Source organism: Chryseobacterium sp. A321, assembly GCF_054489265.1.
The window spans coordinates 465,345-479,486 of sequence record NZ_JBTMWZ010000001.1; the positions used below are offsets into that span (position 1 = coordinate 465,345).

15 protein-coding genes are annotated in these 14,142 nt (G+C 41.2%); 4 read left to right on the top strand and 11 right to left on the bottom strand.

Features of this window, described 5'->3' with window-relative positions; all coding sequences use genetic code 11:
• Nucleotides 1-26: 26 nt before the first annotated feature.
• The 4 genes from coaBC to ACX3PZ_RS02250 all read right to left on the bottom strand — a co-directional run bounded on the left by coaBC (nt 27) and on the right by ACX3PZ_RS02250 (nt 3,460).
• A complete protein-coding gene (gene coaBC / locus ACX3PZ_RS02235) occupies nt 27-1,232 on the bottom strand; it encodes a bifunctional phosphopantothenoylcysteine decarboxylase/phosphopantothenate--cysteine ligase CoaBC (protein ID WP_459082667.1) in 1,206 nt (401 codons plus the stop codon).
• A gap of 140 nt (nt 1,233-1,372) precedes the next feature.
• Nucleotides 1,373-1,687, bottom strand: a complete 315-nt coding sequence (locus tag ACX3PZ_RS02240; RefSeq protein ID WP_459082669.1) for a DNA-directed RNA polymerase subunit omega — start codon at nt 1,685-1,687, stop codon at nt 1,373-1,375.
• 38 nt (nt 1,688-1,725) lie between these two features.
• Nucleotides 1,726-2,733 carry an outer membrane protein assembly factor BamD gene (locus ACX3PZ_RS02245; RefSeq protein ID WP_459111900.1) on the bottom strand — a complete coding sequence of 336 codons (1,008 nt, stop codon included), beginning with the start codon at nt 2,731-2,733 and terminating at the stop codon, nt 1,726-1,728.
• Nucleotides 2,734-2,824: 91 nt separating this feature from the next.
• Nucleotides 2,825-3,460 (bottom strand): TetR/AcrR family transcriptional regulator, encoded by a 636-nt coding sequence (locus tag ACX3PZ_RS02250; protein WP_459082673.1) that lies wholly within the window; start codon nt 3,458-3,460, stop codon nt 2,825-2,827.
• A gap of 230 nt (nt 3,461-3,690) precedes the next feature.
• On the opposite strand from ACX3PZ_RS02250, the gene ACX3PZ_RS02255 reads away from it, so the two are divergent.
• The 4 genes from ACX3PZ_RS02255 to ACX3PZ_RS02270 all read left to right on the top strand — a co-directional run bounded on the left by ACX3PZ_RS02255 (nt 3,691) and on the right by ACX3PZ_RS02270 (nt 6,115).
• Nucleotides 3,691-4,317, top strand: a complete 627-nt coding sequence (locus tag ACX3PZ_RS02255; protein WP_459082675.1) for a TatD family hydrolase — start codon at nt 3,691-3,693, stop codon at nt 4,315-4,317.
• Complete coding sequence (locus ACX3PZ_RS02260) at nt 4,310-5,038, top strand: tRNA threonylcarbamoyladenosine dehydratase (RefSeq protein ID WP_459111901.1); 729 nt, start codon at nt 4,310-4,312, stop codon at nt 5,036-5,038. The genes ACX3PZ_RS02255 and ACX3PZ_RS02260 overlap by 8 nt, the downstream gene beginning before the upstream one ends.
• A gap of 9 nt (nt 5,039-5,047) precedes the next feature.
• Nucleotides 5,048-5,404 carry a ribonuclease P protein component gene (gene rnpA / locus ACX3PZ_RS02265; RefSeq protein ID WP_459111902.1) on the top strand — a complete coding sequence of 119 codons (357 nt, stop codon included), beginning with the start codon at nt 5,048-5,050 and terminating at the stop codon, nt 5,402-5,404.
• 63 nt (nt 5,405-5,467) lie between these two features.
• Nucleotides 5,468-6,115 (top strand): DUF4126 domain-containing protein, encoded by a 648-nt coding sequence (locus ACX3PZ_RS02270; protein ID WP_459082681.1) that lies wholly within the window; start codon nt 5,468-5,470, stop codon nt 6,113-6,115.
• 25 nt (nt 6,116-6,140) lie between these two features.
• Here ACX3PZ_RS02270 and ACX3PZ_RS02275 read toward each other — a convergent pair whose 3' ends face one another.
• From ACX3PZ_RS02275 to ACX3PZ_RS02305, 7 genes are all read right to left on the bottom strand, one after another.
• The gene (locus tag ACX3PZ_RS02275; protein ID WP_459082683.1) at nt 6,141-6,509 is read right to left on the bottom strand and encodes a TSUP family transporter; all 369 of its coding nucleotides are present in this window, start codon (nt 6,507-6,509) and stop codon (nt 6,141-6,143) included.
• A 7-nt stretch (nt 6,510-6,516) separates the two neighbouring features.
• On the bottom strand, nt 6,517-8,043 hold the full coding sequence (locus ACX3PZ_RS02280) for a hypothetical protein (RefSeq protein WP_459111903.1): 1,527 nt from the start codon (nt 8,041-8,043) through the stop codon (nt 6,517-6,519).
• On the bottom strand, nt 8,043-8,531 hold the full coding sequence (lptE, locus tag ACX3PZ_RS02285) for an LPS assembly lipoprotein LptE (RefSeq protein WP_459083482.1): 489 nt from the start codon (nt 8,529-8,531) through the stop codon (nt 8,043-8,045). The genes ACX3PZ_RS02280 and lptE overlap by 1 nt, the downstream gene beginning before the upstream one ends.
• 100 nt (nt 8,532-8,631) lie before the next feature.
• Nucleotides 8,632-9,909, bottom strand: coding sequence for a sigma-54 interaction domain-containing protein (locus ACX3PZ_RS02290; RefSeq protein WP_459111904.1), 1,278 nt, complete (start codon nt 9,907-9,909; stop codon nt 8,632-8,634).
• Between the two features lie 15 nt (nt 9,910-9,924).
• Nucleotides 9,925-11,376, bottom strand: a complete 1,452-nt coding sequence (miaB, locus tag ACX3PZ_RS02295; protein ID WP_459111905.1) for a tRNA (N6-isopentenyl adenosine(37)-C2)-methylthiotransferase MiaB — start codon at nt 11,374-11,376, stop codon at nt 9,925-9,927.
• Nucleotides 11,377-11,601: 225 nt separating this feature from the next.
• The gene (lysA, locus tag ACX3PZ_RS02300; protein WP_459111906.1) at nt 11,602-12,801 is read right to left on the bottom strand and encodes a diaminopimelate decarboxylase; all 1,200 of its coding nucleotides are present in this window, start codon (nt 12,799-12,801) and stop codon (nt 11,602-11,604) included.
• Nucleotides 12,802-12,917: 116 nt separating this feature from the next.
• On the bottom strand, nt 12,918-14,141 hold the full coding sequence (locus ACX3PZ_RS02305) for a 3'-5' exonuclease (protein WP_459111907.1): 1,224 nt from the start codon (nt 14,139-14,141) through the stop codon (nt 12,918-12,920).
• Nucleotide 14,142: the final 1 nt, after the last annotated feature.

The following is a 14,142-nucleotide window of genomic DNA, read 5'->3' on the forward strand; positions in this document are numbered from 1 at the left end:
ATTTTTAAAAATATGAATCTAGAAAACTAGGACGAAAGCTGGCTTTGGATAAAGTCCAATATATCTTTCGACACGTGCTCTTTGGACTTGAGATCGAACTCTCGTTCGAGGTCCTTCGTTAGAATGCGAATCTTGTTCGTATCGCTTTTAAACCCTGCACCTTCATCTCGCAAAGAATTTAAAACGATCATATCCAGATTCTTACGTTCAAGTTTCCCTTTTGCGTTTTGCCTCTCATTTTGAGTTTCAAGGGCAAACCCTACCAGAAACTGTGATTTCTTTTTTTGCCCCATTTCGAAAAGAATGTCCGGATTCTTAACCAGTTCAATACTCATCGAATCTTCGGACTTTTTAATTTTCTCTAAGGCTACTTCCTTGGGAGCATAGTCTGCAACAGCGGCACTAGCTATGGCTATGTCAACAGAATCATAAACTTGGAACACAGCATCTCGCATTTCACGAGCAGACGTAACTCGAACTACTTTTATATGGGGATGCTCCAGCACAAGTGCACTAGGTCCTGAAATTAAAAAAACCTCTGCGCCTCGCCGCGCAGCCTCCTTTGCAAGGGAGAAGCCCATTTTTCCACTGGAGTGGTTGCCAATAAAGCGAACGGGATCAATCGCCTCATAGGTGGGTCCTGCTGTAATAAGTATCTTTTTTCCGAAAAGCTCCTTCTTCGATTGGAAGGAGGATAGATACGTTTCAATTTGCACTAGGATTTCCTCAGGCTCCTCTAGACGACCTTGTCCCACCAACCCACTTGCAAGTTCCCCAAACTTCGCCGGAATGACGATATGTCCATAGTCCTGTGCTAAGTCTAAATTTTGAGCGGTTGAAGGATGCACATACATATCCAAATCCATTGCAGGTGCGATAAAAACGGGACACTTGGCAGACATATAGATGGCCAAAGCCAGGTTGTCACAAGCACCATGAACCATTTTCGAAAGTGTATTTGCGGTGCAGGGTGCAACTAAGAGCAGGTCAGCCCAAAGGGCGAGTTCCACGTGATTATTCCAAACTCCTTGCGCAGTATAAAACTCACTAAGCACCTCATTCTTCGACAAGGTCGATAAGGTAAGTTCAGAAACGAAGTTTTTGGCAGCAGGGGTCAAAACGACCTTTACCTCGCACCCATTTTTCACGAAGCTACGTACAAGTTCATTCATTTTGTAGGCGGCAATTCCGCCCGAAATGATCAAAAGTATTTTTTTATCTGCTAAAGGCATATAAGTCCAGTTAGAAAAACGAAGTTAGTGATTTTGCAGCAATAGAACTTCTCAAAAGAGCATCAACTTAAAACAATTAGAGTCACACCCATTTATAGGATGTGACTCTAATTAATTTTTACTGCCGTACGAGTAAGACCTTAGTCCGTTTTTCTCGAATAAATTTCATCGTCTAACCATTCCGCAATCGCAATGGAAGTAGGCTTTGGTAATTTTTCGTAATGTTTTGAGATTTCAATTTGCTCTCTGTTTTCAAATACTTCTTCTAGAGTCGTATTATGAACCGCAAACTCATCGAGTTTACCGTGCAATTCAGAACGGATTTCAGCATTGACCTGCTCCGCTCTTTTTCCCATAATGACAATCGCTTCGTAAATGGAATGGGTTCCTTTTTCGATTTTGTCTCTATCGTAGGTTACAGTTGTTAATTCTGCGTTGGTATCTTTTACACTCATTTTCAGTGAATTAATTTAGTTGAAGTCTGCAAAGATAGTTAATTACTTTGGATTTTAAAAGTCGCATCCGGCTCCGGTGTCGGATTTTCAAGAGTTTGCTTTTCTTTCGCATCTTTTCCGCGCAAAACTTTCGCATCGTCCTTCAAGTCCTCTTTCTTTTCTTTTTCTGCGTCACGTCGCTCTATCTCAAGTTCCATCTCGCGTTGTTTCTCCAGCAATCTTGCCTGTTCTGTTTCAACCAAAACTTTCGTTTTTTGGAATCGTACACTTTCTTCTTGAAGCTTTTCACGTAGATTTAAAGCCACTTTCAGCTGTGAAGAATCAGGTAGTTCCTTCTCTACGAACCTCGTATAGGCTAGGGCATTTTCTAAACGCTCTTCCTTTTTATCATACACTGAATTCATAGCAAGTTCATATTTCGAACGAAGAATGTACTCATAGATAGTACTGCGAAGTTTGGTACTAGGGAAATCGGCAAGAACATTTTCGAACGAAACGTCCGCCGCTTTGTATTCCGCTATTTTGAAATAATGCCTTGCATTTTCATAAGCCTTATATTCTAATTTATAAGTCAACTCATCAATCAGTTCATTGATGTTCTTACTTCTTTCAGAATCTGGATAACGATTTAAAAAATTCTGCAGTTCATTTATCGCTGAGTCCGTATTCGCTTGGTCTAGATTATAGTCTAAGGAACCATTGTAATAACAGAGTGCAGACATATAGGCTGCTTCTTCTGCTTTTTCATCTTCAGGGAAGGTAACCGAGTAATTTTTGAAGTGATGGGCTGCAATTCTGTACTGCTTGTCGTAGTAATTTGCGTAGGCCGTATTAAAAATCACGGTTTTGGCATCGTCTGTACCGGCCACTAGATTGGGTAACCTTTCGTACAATGCAATTGCTTGCGTCCACTTTTTATTGGCGAAATAATCGTTCGCTGTTTTTAAAATCAGAGCTTTGTCAGCACTTTTTAGTGCAACATCGTACTGCTTGTTGCAAGCAGTCATTAAAAACACCAATAGTAGGAGGGTGAATGTTTTTTTCATAAATTAATTAAAATCGTGTTTTGACGACACCTTTTACAATCTGCAAAAATAGGATTTTTTTGCCAAAAGATTTCATTTTAAGAGACTTTAACTATCGTTGGGATTCGCCCTGGTAACCTAAAAGAGAAAATATCATTTGATAATTACTCATTTTCACTTTTTCTTCTGCATTCGACAGAAAATCTTCACTTTTTCCACTGAGATAGGATTGAAAAAATGAGCGATTTCGGATTGCAAAAACGGCGGAGCCTATAATATGCGTTAGAATGTCTTCTGGCTTCGGAGCAAAATGGAAAACACCTGAAGCAATGCCTTTTTGAATCACGAAATCGATTTTTTGTGTGGCCGTATTGTAGAATTCAATTAGCTCGTCCTTGACGAGCTCTGTATGCCTAATCTCTTGTTTTACAAAAGCATGGAAATAATTATACTTAAACATCTGGCTTATAATGAACCTGATGATCTCTTTCATTTGCATCTCAGGCTTTCCATCCTTAATGGTCTGTGCAAATTCTGCAAAATTTTCTCGAGTACGAAGCACACGGTACTGATACAAATAGGCGAGCATTTTCTCCTTCGATCCAAAATAGTAGGAAATCATCGCTACGTTAATTTTCGCTTTGGAAGATATGTCCCGAACGGAAGTACCATCGAACCCTTTTTTCGCTATGAGTTCTTCCGCCACTTCTAAAATGTTGATCTGTTTTGCCGTGAACTTTTTCTTCATAAGAATGCTTTAAGTAAAATTAACATTTTTTTAAGTTCTACCAAAAGAATAGGGCATGAATACCCACATAATCCTCGCATTGAAAACCAAATAGGAAATTTTCATGCAACTTGTCCCTTAAAAAAGAAAACTTCTAAATCTATTATATTTAAATTTGCAAGTGTAAGAACCGCAAGTCAAGGAAGTAATAAAAAGTGTCACTATTTCCATATTAATATTTAGTTGCAACCATGGAATTTTTTGATTTCCACCACCACAAAGAACAAGAAGTTGGTATTCTAAACTTGATCGCTTTTCAAAAGCCGGTCCAAAGACCATTTTCCGTGGGAATGCATCCCAAAACTTTACAATCGGATTATACCGAGGAATTTCAATGGATAGAGAAAATGGGGGTTGACCCCAACTGCTGGGCAATTGGGGAAGCCGGTTTAGACGGCTTATGCTCGACGCCCGAAGACCTTCAGCACAAGGCATTTGAAGCTCAAATTCAACTCAGTAACACTCTAAAAAAACCTATGATCATCCACTGTGTACGTCGATTTTCGATGCTGTTGCATTTTCATAAAAGAGCAACCACACCGTGGATCATCCATGGTTTTAATAAAAAGGAAACTCTTGCTAAAGAACTGTTAGATAAAGGGTTTTATCTTTCATTTGGAAATGCACTGCTGCACAATGTATCTTTGCAAACTCTCTTTTCTAAAATCCCCCGAGATCGTTTCTTTTTGGAATCCGATAATAGTCTTTCCGACATAGAGGAAATATACCAAAGAGCGTCCTCTTTACGGAATGTAGAGGTAGAAGAGTTGAAAAAAGAGATAGAGGATAATTTAAAATCAATTAGAGCGCATGGATAAATCGTGGCTAGAACGCACCGAATTACTAATTAAAGAGGAAGGGATTCTAAAACTTAGAAATGCAAAATTGCTGGTTGTAGGACTGGGTGGAGTCGGTTCGTTTGCTGCGGAATTTCTAGCCCGCGCAGGTGTAGGCCACCTAACTCTAGTGGACGGCGATACGGTGGATATAACCAATATTAATCGACAACTTCCTGCACTTCACTCCAGCATTGGCGAAAGCAAAGCGAAACTTGTAGCCGATCGTATGATCGACATCAATCCTTCGATTCAATTAGAGGTGATCCCCCAATTTTTAAATCCCGAAGATATGGCTCGAGTCTTAGATTCGACTCCCTTTGATTATGTACTAGATTGCATTGATAGTGTTTCTCCGAAGGTCGAATTGATAAAGCAAGCTCGCAGGCGCAAGATTAAAATCATCTCGTGTATGGGCGCTGGCGGCAAAATGGATGCTAGTCAAATCCAAGTCAAGGACATCAGCAAAACCTACAATTGTTACCTCGCAAAGCAGATTCGAAAGCGAATTAAAAAAGAAGCAAATCTTGACAAGGGATTTAAATGTGTTTTCTCTTCTGAGCTTCAAGACGAAGAAAGTCTTAAATTGACAGACGGAACCCATTTTAAGCGATCCTTTTATGGAACCATAAGCTTCATTCCGGCAGCATTCGGACTTCGTGCTGCAGCCGAAGTGATAAATTACGTAGTCAACAAATCTTAAGACCTGCTCATGAAAAGTTTTTCGTACGGTTCGAATTTAAAATTAAAGCAAAAGAAAGATTTGGCGCTGGTCTTTGAAAAAGGCAAGTGGAAATCTTCTGGGAATCTTCGAGTGGCTTTTGTGAATGACCCTTTGAGTCTAGAACCTAAAATTGGTGTATCCGTTTCCAAACGCTATTTCAAAAAGGCGGTCCATCGCAACCGAATCAAAAGGCTACTTCGAGAAGCGTATCGTCATCACAAAGAAGAATTCCATTTGCGGTTCGGTGCCAATTGCTTCGTCATGATTTTTTGGACCTCTACAAGTTTACCTACTCATTATAAAGAAGTCAAGGCTGAACTTGAAAAACTTTGCGCTGCCAAATAAAATCAATTTTTGATTCAGATTATTTTTGTAATTTCACTTCTATAACCCACTAAATTTCAAGTGATGTTAGAGAATATTCCGTACGCGCCCTATCTAATCGGCAGCTTCATAGGTATTGGATTGGCCGCAGCCACTGGATTTCGGGTCTTTTTGCCCTTATTTTTGGTGAGCTTAGGTTCTTATCTAGGGTGGATCCCTGTCAATGACTCCTTTGAATGGCTTTCTGGACTGCCAACACTCATTGCGACAGGCATTGCCATGGCAGTCGAAATTTTCGCCTATTACATTCCGTTTGTGGATCATTTGCTCGACACCCTCTCAATTCCCCTTGCCACGCTTGCAGGTTCGGTTCTTTTTGCAAGTCAATTTGCAGATTTAGGCACCTTCCCCTTATGGGCACTTGCATTAATTGCGGGTGGAGGCACTGCGGCTACCATAAGTTCCGGCTTTGCAGGAACTCGGGCCGCATCTACAGCCACGACTGCAGGACTGGGAAATTCCGTTGTCGCCACGACAGAGACTGCTGGAGCAGGGGTAATGACCTTTTTAGCGCTTGCTGCGCCCATAATTGCAGCCCTCTTAGCCATTGCTCTAGTGGTTGTGGTTTTAGTGGTCGGAAAAAAAATATGGTCAAAATTAAAAAGGAAAACATCGGGCAAGCCCCTTACGACGGTAGAAGTGGAATCCGTTGATACCAAGCATTTGGATTAAGGCCAAAATGGATATTGAACGAGAATTATTTTTGGAAAAACATTTTGACGGCTACCACGAACATAAGCACTGCGAATAACTTCCGCAGGGTATCTTGCGATAAGGATACCGCCATCTTACTTCCGAAAAAGCTACCTAAAACAAAGCCCGCGCACAGCAGCAACGCCGTTTTAACATCCACATTCCCAGCTTTGTAATAATTCATGACTCCGAAAAAACCAACAGGAATCATTAATAGAGCGAGGGTAGTCCCCTGCGCTTTGTGCTGCGTAAATCCAAAAAGAATTACGAGAACAGGCACCATCACGATTCCTCCACCGATACCTACTAGTCCGCTCAAATAGCCTGCAATGAGGCCTAGGATAATTAATCCAATTACAACACTCACATCCATTTTCATCTTATTTCCCTGTTCTTGATTTTATCTCTTCAATCTTTTCCCCATATTCGCGATGCTTTTCTGGGTGCTTTTCTTGCAATACCTCATACCCTCTAATTGCCTTACTGTAGAGTCGCTGCTCTACGTATAGCCCAACCAAGGTTTCTGTCATTAAGTGAGAAATATCGTCTGGCTTTTCTTTGATCACGAAGCTGGATTCCTCTTTTAGTTTTGAAATTTTAGGTTGATTCTCAATAAAAGTATCAATGGCTTTGTTTCGTACTTGGTCAATTGAGAGCAAAGTAGATTTTTCAGCCGGTCCTTGAGAGCGGTCAATTTTAAGCCAGCTTTGCCACGTATTTATAAACTCTGGAACATTGCTATTTTGCAAAGATTCCTGCGAAGGCTCTTCCTTGAGTGTAGAAACATCCATTTTTGGCTCCGCCACGGCCTCGATTTCTACTATTGGTTTTTCAACGATAACGTCGTGCTTTTGATTCGCAGTCTCCTCTTCTGCTTCCCTTGGTTTCTCTGCCGACTTTAACGGACCTACCCTTGTAGGCAAAGACATAGGCTTCCACCCTTGAGAATGGGAAACCACAGGCGTATCCAAAGCTTTGACTTCAGACTCTTGCGTAGAAAATGAATCTTTTGCTTGTTCTTTATCCGATTCTTTTTCGTTTGAAAATTCAAACTGTGAGACTTGAGAGAAATTGATTTCATTTGATTCACTGGGTGATTCCTCTTTGGGCTCAGGCTCTTTAGCCACTTTTTTCTTCGCTTTGATTTTTGCTTCAACTTCTGCAATTAATCTTTGCATTTCGTCCTGATGACGATCGCTAGATTGTTTGGGCGCAAATGCACTTGGACTCTCTTTTGCGATTATGGAAACCTCTGGCAGGAAAGAATCTACGCCTTGAAACGACAGATCTGCTGCATTATTTTCCCCTTCAATAGGACCTTCTTCCTTTTCTTTCTCCAACTCCTTTTCAATCTCCACAGCGGAAACTTCCACTTCTTTTTGACTCTTCTCAACTTCTATCTCTGTGGAATCGGAGGCGGGAATCTCTACTGCCACTACATGGCTAAGTTTTCCCGATTCCTGGGTTTGCTCCCAATCAATTTTAGGGGCCTGCTGTGAAAGGAAATTCTCTTCTCCTTCAAAGAGAATTCGGTTTCTCTCGCCGTTGACGTGGACCACAGGCAATGTACGTTTTTCCTTAGGTAAAACGGTTTCAAAAGTGGAAGTAGCCACCTCCTTATTTTCGACAACCGCCTCTTGTTCTAGCACTTCTTCTTTTGTCTCGGAAGGAGCCGCTTGCTTATTTATAAAATGGTAAAGAATCTTTTTATCTGTGGTATATGCCGCGGTTGTATGCAGCACGGAGGGATATTGCTCCGCTTTGTACATATGCGTCCCCAAAAGATAAAGCGCTCTTAAACTTTGCACATAAGGATATTTTGCTATCTCTTTTGATACTAGTTTTAAATCCTGCTCCTTAATCTGTGGTGGACTTTTTAAAAGTTCAATTACCCTTGCGTTTATCATTACCAGTCTGCTATAATATCGTTGAAAATTTTATTAATGATCCGTTCGTTCACCACCTTCACTTGAGAGGCTTCGATTGCATTAATGTCGAGGTCACTGCTAAACACTGATTCATCGGAATAGGTTCGGTCAAAACCTTTCTCAGGTTCAATGCTATTCTCGTAATGAATCCGAACGGTGATGGTGAGTTTATTCTGCGCCGCTTGAATTTGTCCACCTGCTTGCGTACCGATCGGTGTGGAAATTGTGGTCGGCGAAATGGAGTAATCGATAATCTCCCCTTCAATTAACAGGTGTGGATTTTGAGTCGTCCCTTTCAGAGTGGTTCTTTGAAGGAATCGATTGTTGATATCGATGGTGAACTGCTGCGCTAGGGTTGGATTCATAAGTGCGGCGCTGTTTATAAAATCCTTAATTTGAATCGTCTTCACATCCTCATGCAAAGTATTTCCTTTAAAATTATACACAGTGCAGCTATACAAAATCATAGTCAATACGATTCCAAACAGAGCGAAACGATTTGCTTTCGGCCGCGCGAAGCGCAGTCCCAAATTTAAGAAAGAGGTGCGATGCCCTATATTCATTGTATTAGTCTTCTAAGTTGTATTGTTTAATCTTGCGGTAGAGCGTTCTCTGGGAAATCCCAAGCTCTTCTGCCGCTTTGTTTCGTCTTCCTTTGTGCTTTTCTAACGCCTTGACAATAAGATCTTTTTCATTGTTTTGCAAGGACAAAGATACAGGTTTCGATTCTTCAATTTCGACATCTTCCACATCTTCATATTCCGGCTCAACAGGCCCTGCCATTAGGTTAGAAGACGAAGGCGTATTTCTATTTTCGAAATACAAAAGGGAATTTGAATTTCCCGTTTCGGGCGTATATATGCGATTGATGAGGTCTTGCTCTTGGTTGCTGAAATTTGTGTTTTCTTTGCTTTTAATCAGTTCGGACGTAAGCGCTTTTAAATCATTTAAATCGCTTCGCATGTCAAAAAGAATTTTGTACATAATCTCACGTTCGTTATGAAAATCCGATCCTGAATTTGTACTCAGTTCACTCTTTTGAACGACCGCCGGCAAGTGATTGGACTGAGGCAAATATTCGGCAAGACGAACCGAATCGATCTCTCTTTTTTGCTCAACCACCGTCATTTGCTCTACTAAGTTCCGAAGTTGCCTTACGTTTCCTGGGAAGGTATTGCTCTCCAAAAACGAAATCGCATCGGCCGTAAGCTCGATCTCGGGCATTCTGTATTTCTCTGCAAAATCGACTGCGAATTTCCGGAATAATAAATGGACGTCTCCCTTCCGCTCGCGAAGCGGCGGAATGTCAATCTGTACGGTGTTAAGTCGGTAATACAAATCTTCCCGAAATCTTCCGTCCGTGATTGCTTTCATCATATTGACGTTTGTGGCTGCCACAATTCGAACATTGGTTTGTTGCACTTGAGACGAACCCACCTTCATAAATTCTCCACTTTCTAGAACGCGAAGAAGTCTTACCTGCGTTTGAAGCGGAAGCTCTCCCACCTCATCCAAAAAGATCGTCCCTCCGTCTGCGACTTCAAAATAGCCCTTTCGGGTGGTCGTCGCTCCCGTAAATGCACCCTTCTCATGCCCAAAAAGCTCAGAGTCAATTGTGCCTTCAGGGATCGCTCCACAGTTTACGACAATGTAGGGCTGGTGTTTTCTTCGGCTTTCCGAATGAATAATCTTTGGAATAAATTCTTTCCCCACTCCACTTTCCCCTATGACAAGCACGGTAATGTCAGTGGGTGCGACCTGAATCGCCTTTTCCAAAGCACGGTTTAGAGTCGGGTAATTCCCTATGATTCCGTATCTATTTTTGATGGCTTGTAAATCGCTCATAGATTGCTACTGCTTTTAATTCGCAAGCTGCGCTTGCTCTTGTTTTCCTAACAACGTTCCTTGTGTATTTCCATACACATAAACCATGACTAAATCTCCTACCTTTTGACCCTCTTGTTTATCAAAGACACAAACCGCATTTTGCGTGTTGCGACCGCGCCACTGATTTTCGTCTTTTTTCGAGGTGCCTTCAATTAGAATCTCATGGAAACGTCCTACGTATCCTTCCATTCTTTTTCTAGACAGCTCCCCTTGAAGTTTTATGATTTCGGCAAGTCTTTGCTGCTTCACATCGGCCGGAATATCATCCTCAAGTTTTTTGTGGGCAGGAGTACCTGGCCGTTCTGAATAGGCGAACATATACCCGTGATCGTATTCCACCTCTCTCATTAATGAAAGAGTTTGCTCGTGATCTTCTTGCGTTTCTCCACAAAAACCTGTCATCATATCTTGCGAAAATGCAATTTCCGGAACAAGCTCTTTTGCTTTGCGAATGAGCTCCAGATACTCCTCACGAGTATGTTGGCGATTCATAGCTTTTAGAATGGCATTACTACCGCTTTGAACGGGAAGATGCACGTATTTGCAAATGTTATCGTATTTCGCGATCATTTTGAACACTTCGATATCCATATCTTGAGGATTTGAGGTGGCAAAACGAATTCTCATTCCAGGTACTTTCTGCGCGACAAGTTCTAACAAGTGAGCAAAATCAACCGCAGTAGCTTTTTGCATGTCTGTGGCTTTTTTAAAATCTTTCTTAGGACCTCCTCCGTACCACAAGTAGCTATCCACATTCTGACCTAATAGTGTTACTTCTTTGTATCCGTTTGCATAAAGATCTTCACATTCTTTTAAAATGGAATGAGGATCTCTACTGCGTTCTCTCCCTCTCGTGAAAGGAACCACACAGAAGGTGCACATGTTATCGCACCCTCGGGTAATGGTTACAAATGCGGTAACTCCGTTTCCACCCAATCGAACAGGAGAGATATCTGCATACGTTTCTTCTTTCGAAAGAATTACATTAATGGCATCGCTACCTCCTTCCGTTTCTCTCAGTAGGTTGGGTAAATCTCGGTATGCGTCTGGACCGACCACGAGATCCACCAAATTCTCTTCTTCAAGAAATTTTGTTTTAAGACGTTCCGCCATACAACCTAACACCCCTACGGTTAAACTAGGGTTCAATTTTTTCTGACGCTTAAATTGGGAGAGTCGCATTCTCACAGTTTGCTCTGCTTTTTCTCGGATAGAGCAGGTATTTAATAAAATTAAATCGGCTTCTTCTGAGTTGAGCGTAGTATTGTAGCCTTCATCTCTTAGAATAGAGGCGACAATTTCACTGTCGGAGAAGTTCATCTGACAACCATAACTCTCTAAAAAAAGCTTTTTGGTATTGCCTGATTTCTCCGCTATGGCGTAGGCTTCGCCTTGTTTTGTTTCGTCTATGTATTTTTCCTGCACAGGTTCTATATTTTGATCTTAGCCTCATCGCACTTTCCAAGAAAGACTTGAATAAAACTAAAAGTTTGCAGGCAAAGATACTAATTTTCTGCCAAAATGGCAGGTATAGCGGAGTGGATTTAGACCCCAAGCAAAACCCCCTTTAAATGAAAAGAGAGGGTCTAACAATCCTCTCTTTTTTCGTTGTGGTACGTTGAATTGAAGCCATCACGGGGCTAATTTTTTTTAAAGTACTTCAATTTGATTGATGAGCAAATCTTCGAACACTTCTCTTTTGCGAATCAAAACAGGCTTTCCTTCATGCACCATCACCTCAGCCGGTTTCAGTCTGGAATTAAAATTGGAACTCATTTCAAAGCCGTAAGCGCCTGCATTTCTAAAAACAACAATGTCCGATTCTCGTACTTCATTGATTTTGCGGTCCCAGGCAAATGTATCCGTTTCGCAAATATTCCCCACCACTGTATAAATCCTTTCAGGTCCTGAAGGGTTCGATAAATTCTCTATTTCATGATAGGAATCGTAAAACATAGGTCTAATGAGATGATTGAATCCGGAATTCACACCAACAAAAACCGTGGCTGTTGTTTGCTTAATCACACTCGCGCTCACGAGAAAATGTCCGGAGCCACTCACTAAGTACTTTCCAGGTTCAAACCAAAGTTCGAAGGATTTCCCTCTTGTTTTGTGGTAAGTCTCCATTGCTTCTTCTACTCTTTTCCCTAGATCCTTGACATCGGTTTCCATGTCGGATTCTTGGTAAGGCACTTTAAAACCACTCCCCATATCGAAGTACTTTAAATTCGGAAATCGATCGGCAAGTTCAAACATAATGTCGAGTTGTTGCAAAAACACAGCAGGGTCTTTGATTTCACTTCCCGTGTGCATGTGCAACCCTTCAACTAAAACTTTCGTGGATTCGACAATTCTTTCTATATGACGTATTTGGTGGATAGAAATCCCAAATTTGGAATCAATATGCCCCGTGGAAATCTTATAATTACCGCCCGCAAAAATATGCGGATTGATACGGACAAATATCGGGTAACTCCCGCCGTACTTGTTCCCAAATTGCTCTAGGATAGATATGTTATCAATATTAATATGGACGTTTAGAGCCATCGCCTCTTCAATTTCTTTCAGATCGACGCAATTGGGCGTAAAAAGAATGCGGTCCGAGGAAAAACCCGCCTTTACTCCAAGTTTCACTTCATTAATAGAAACACAGTCTAAATTCGCTCCTAAACTCTCAATGTATTTAAGAATATTTATATTGCTTAATGCCTTCGCAGCATAAAAGAACTTAGTCTTGCTTGAAAAAGAAGTGCGAAGTTTTTCGAACTGGATTTTAATCTGCTCTAGATCGTATACATAAAGTGGAGTCGAGAATTCTTCTGCGATCGCCAAAAGCGCTTGGTTTGTCATAACTAATAAGATTAAGAAGGCAGGTTCGCTAGAGCCTGCCTTAAGTCAAAAAGACGAATAATGGCGTCAAAATTAGGCGATAGGGTCGAGAAATACAACAAATTGCCTCTATATTATCACTTAGGAAGAGGCTCTAGTCGAATTTCTCGTTTGAGCAGTGACAATTTCATTTCGTTTTGAAGATCTGCGGAACATTCTTTGACAGGAATCCTGCGTTTTTCTAACTTCTCATGAGACTTAAGTACAGTATGAAACTCGTAAAATCCATAAAATTTAATTTTGCCCTGCTCAACGATATAGAATGTGTATTCTTGAGAATTGCGACCGGCTGAAGTCCATATCCCGTCCTTCTCTTTTAAATCGAGGACGTTCTTAAGTTCTTCTTTCGACTTAAACTCGGGATTGCTTCGAATGTAACTTAAGGCTTTAAGGCCTTGGGTAAAGGACTTGAACTTCAAAAGGGGAACTCCGGAAGAACTTGTTGCAATTCTTTCCACTTCTAGCGATCCTGACTTTTCATAGAGCCCGTAGGTAAGCGATTCCTTTTTCTTAATCCCTCTGCTTTGCATCATTAGTTTGGCTAAAAGTGCACTTGCGGTAAGTTCATAATGAATCTGAGTGGTCTCCTGCTGCAGAGACTGGTAGCGTTTCGCTTTTGAATTGAACACGATTTTGGCGAACTTATTGAGATCTTCCACATAGTCCGAGAATAAAATAGCACCCGACTCGTTCTGAAAATAAATAAGTCCCTTTTCACTCGGAACATCTTGAGTTAATTGCTTTATCTTGTTCACATACGTTTTTGCATTCGCCTCCTCGAACTGCTGCTGAATAATTTGAAGCTCTGTATCTTTAGAAATCAAAAGCTTAAACAAATCAAGCGTGGCCCTTGCATCTCCTGCTGCGCGGTGCGCATCCGTCAGAGGAATCCCTAAGGACTTCACTAGTTTGCCTAAGGAATAACTCTCAGCCTCTGGAATTAGCTTTTTGGCAAGTGGAATTGTATCTAATGTATTGATCTTGTAATCATACCCTAGACGTTTAAATTCCTGACGTAGCATTCGATAATCGAAATCAATATTATGCCCCACGAGGGTCGTACCTTCCGTGATTTCCACAACACGACGTGCAAGTTCATGGAATTTGGGGGCTGTTTTCACCATTTTTGATGTGATGCCTGTTAAGCGCTGTACAAAAGGAGTGATCTCCTTAGGTGAATTCACGAGCGAACTGAATTGATCTACAATTCGATGTCCATCGTATTTGTATATGGCGATATCGATGATGCATTCTTTCCTAAATTCTCCGCCGTTACCTTCTATGTCTATAATTGAATACATT

Excerpts from the sequence above, each read along its gene's own strand:
- coaBC (WP_459082667.1), bottom strand. The coding sequence starts at position 1,232 with ATGCCTTTAGCAGATAAAAAAATACTTTTGATCATTTCGGGCGGAATT.
- ACX3PZ_RS02240 (WP_459082669.1), bottom strand. The coding sequence starts at position 1,687 with ATGAGTGTAAAAGATACCAACGCAGAATTAACAACTGTAACCTACGAT.
- ACX3PZ_RS02245 (WP_459111900.1), bottom strand. The coding sequence starts at position 2,733 with ATGAAAAAAACATTCACCCTCCTACTATTGGTGTTTTTAATGACTGCT.
- ACX3PZ_RS02250 (WP_459082673.1), bottom strand. The coding sequence starts at position 3,460 with ATGAAGAAAAAGTTCACGGCAAAACAGATCAACATTTTAGAAGTGGCG.
- ACX3PZ_RS02255 (WP_459082675.1), top strand. The coding sequence starts at position 3,691 with ATGGAATTTTTTGATTTCCACCACCACAAAGAACAAGAAGTTGGTATT.
- ACX3PZ_RS02260 (WP_459111901.1), top strand. The coding sequence starts at position 4,310 with ATGGATAAATCGTGGCTAGAACGCACCGAATTACTAATTAAAGAGGAA.
- rnpA (WP_459111902.1), top strand. The coding sequence starts at position 5,048 with ATGAAAAGTTTTTCGTACGGTTCGAATTTAAAATTAAAGCAAAAGAAA.
- ACX3PZ_RS02270 (WP_459082681.1), top strand. The coding sequence starts at position 5,468 with ATGTTAGAGAATATTCCGTACGCGCCCTATCTAATCGGCAGCTTCATA.
- ACX3PZ_RS02275 (WP_459082683.1), bottom strand. The coding sequence starts at position 6,509 with ATGGATGTGAGTGTTGTAATTGGATTAATTATCCTAGGCCTCATTGCA.
- ACX3PZ_RS02280 (WP_459111903.1), bottom strand. The coding sequence starts at position 8,043 with ATGATAAACGCAAGGGTAATTGAACTTTTAAAAAGTCCACCACAGATT.
- lptE (WP_459083482.1), bottom strand. The coding sequence starts at position 8,531 with ATGATTTTGTATAGCTGCACTGTGTATAATTTTAAAGGAAATACTTTG.
- ACX3PZ_RS02290 (WP_459111904.1), bottom strand. The coding sequence starts at position 9,909 with ATGAGCGATTTACAAGCCATCAAAAATAGATACGGAATCATAGGGAAT.
- lysA (WP_459111906.1), bottom strand. The coding sequence starts at position 12,801 with ATGACAAACCAAGCGCTTTTGGCGATCGCAGAAGAATTCTCGACTCCA.
- ACX3PZ_RS02305 (WP_459111907.1), bottom strand. The coding sequence starts at position 14,141 with ATGTATTCAATTATAGACATAGAAGGTAACGGCGGAGAATTTAGGAAA.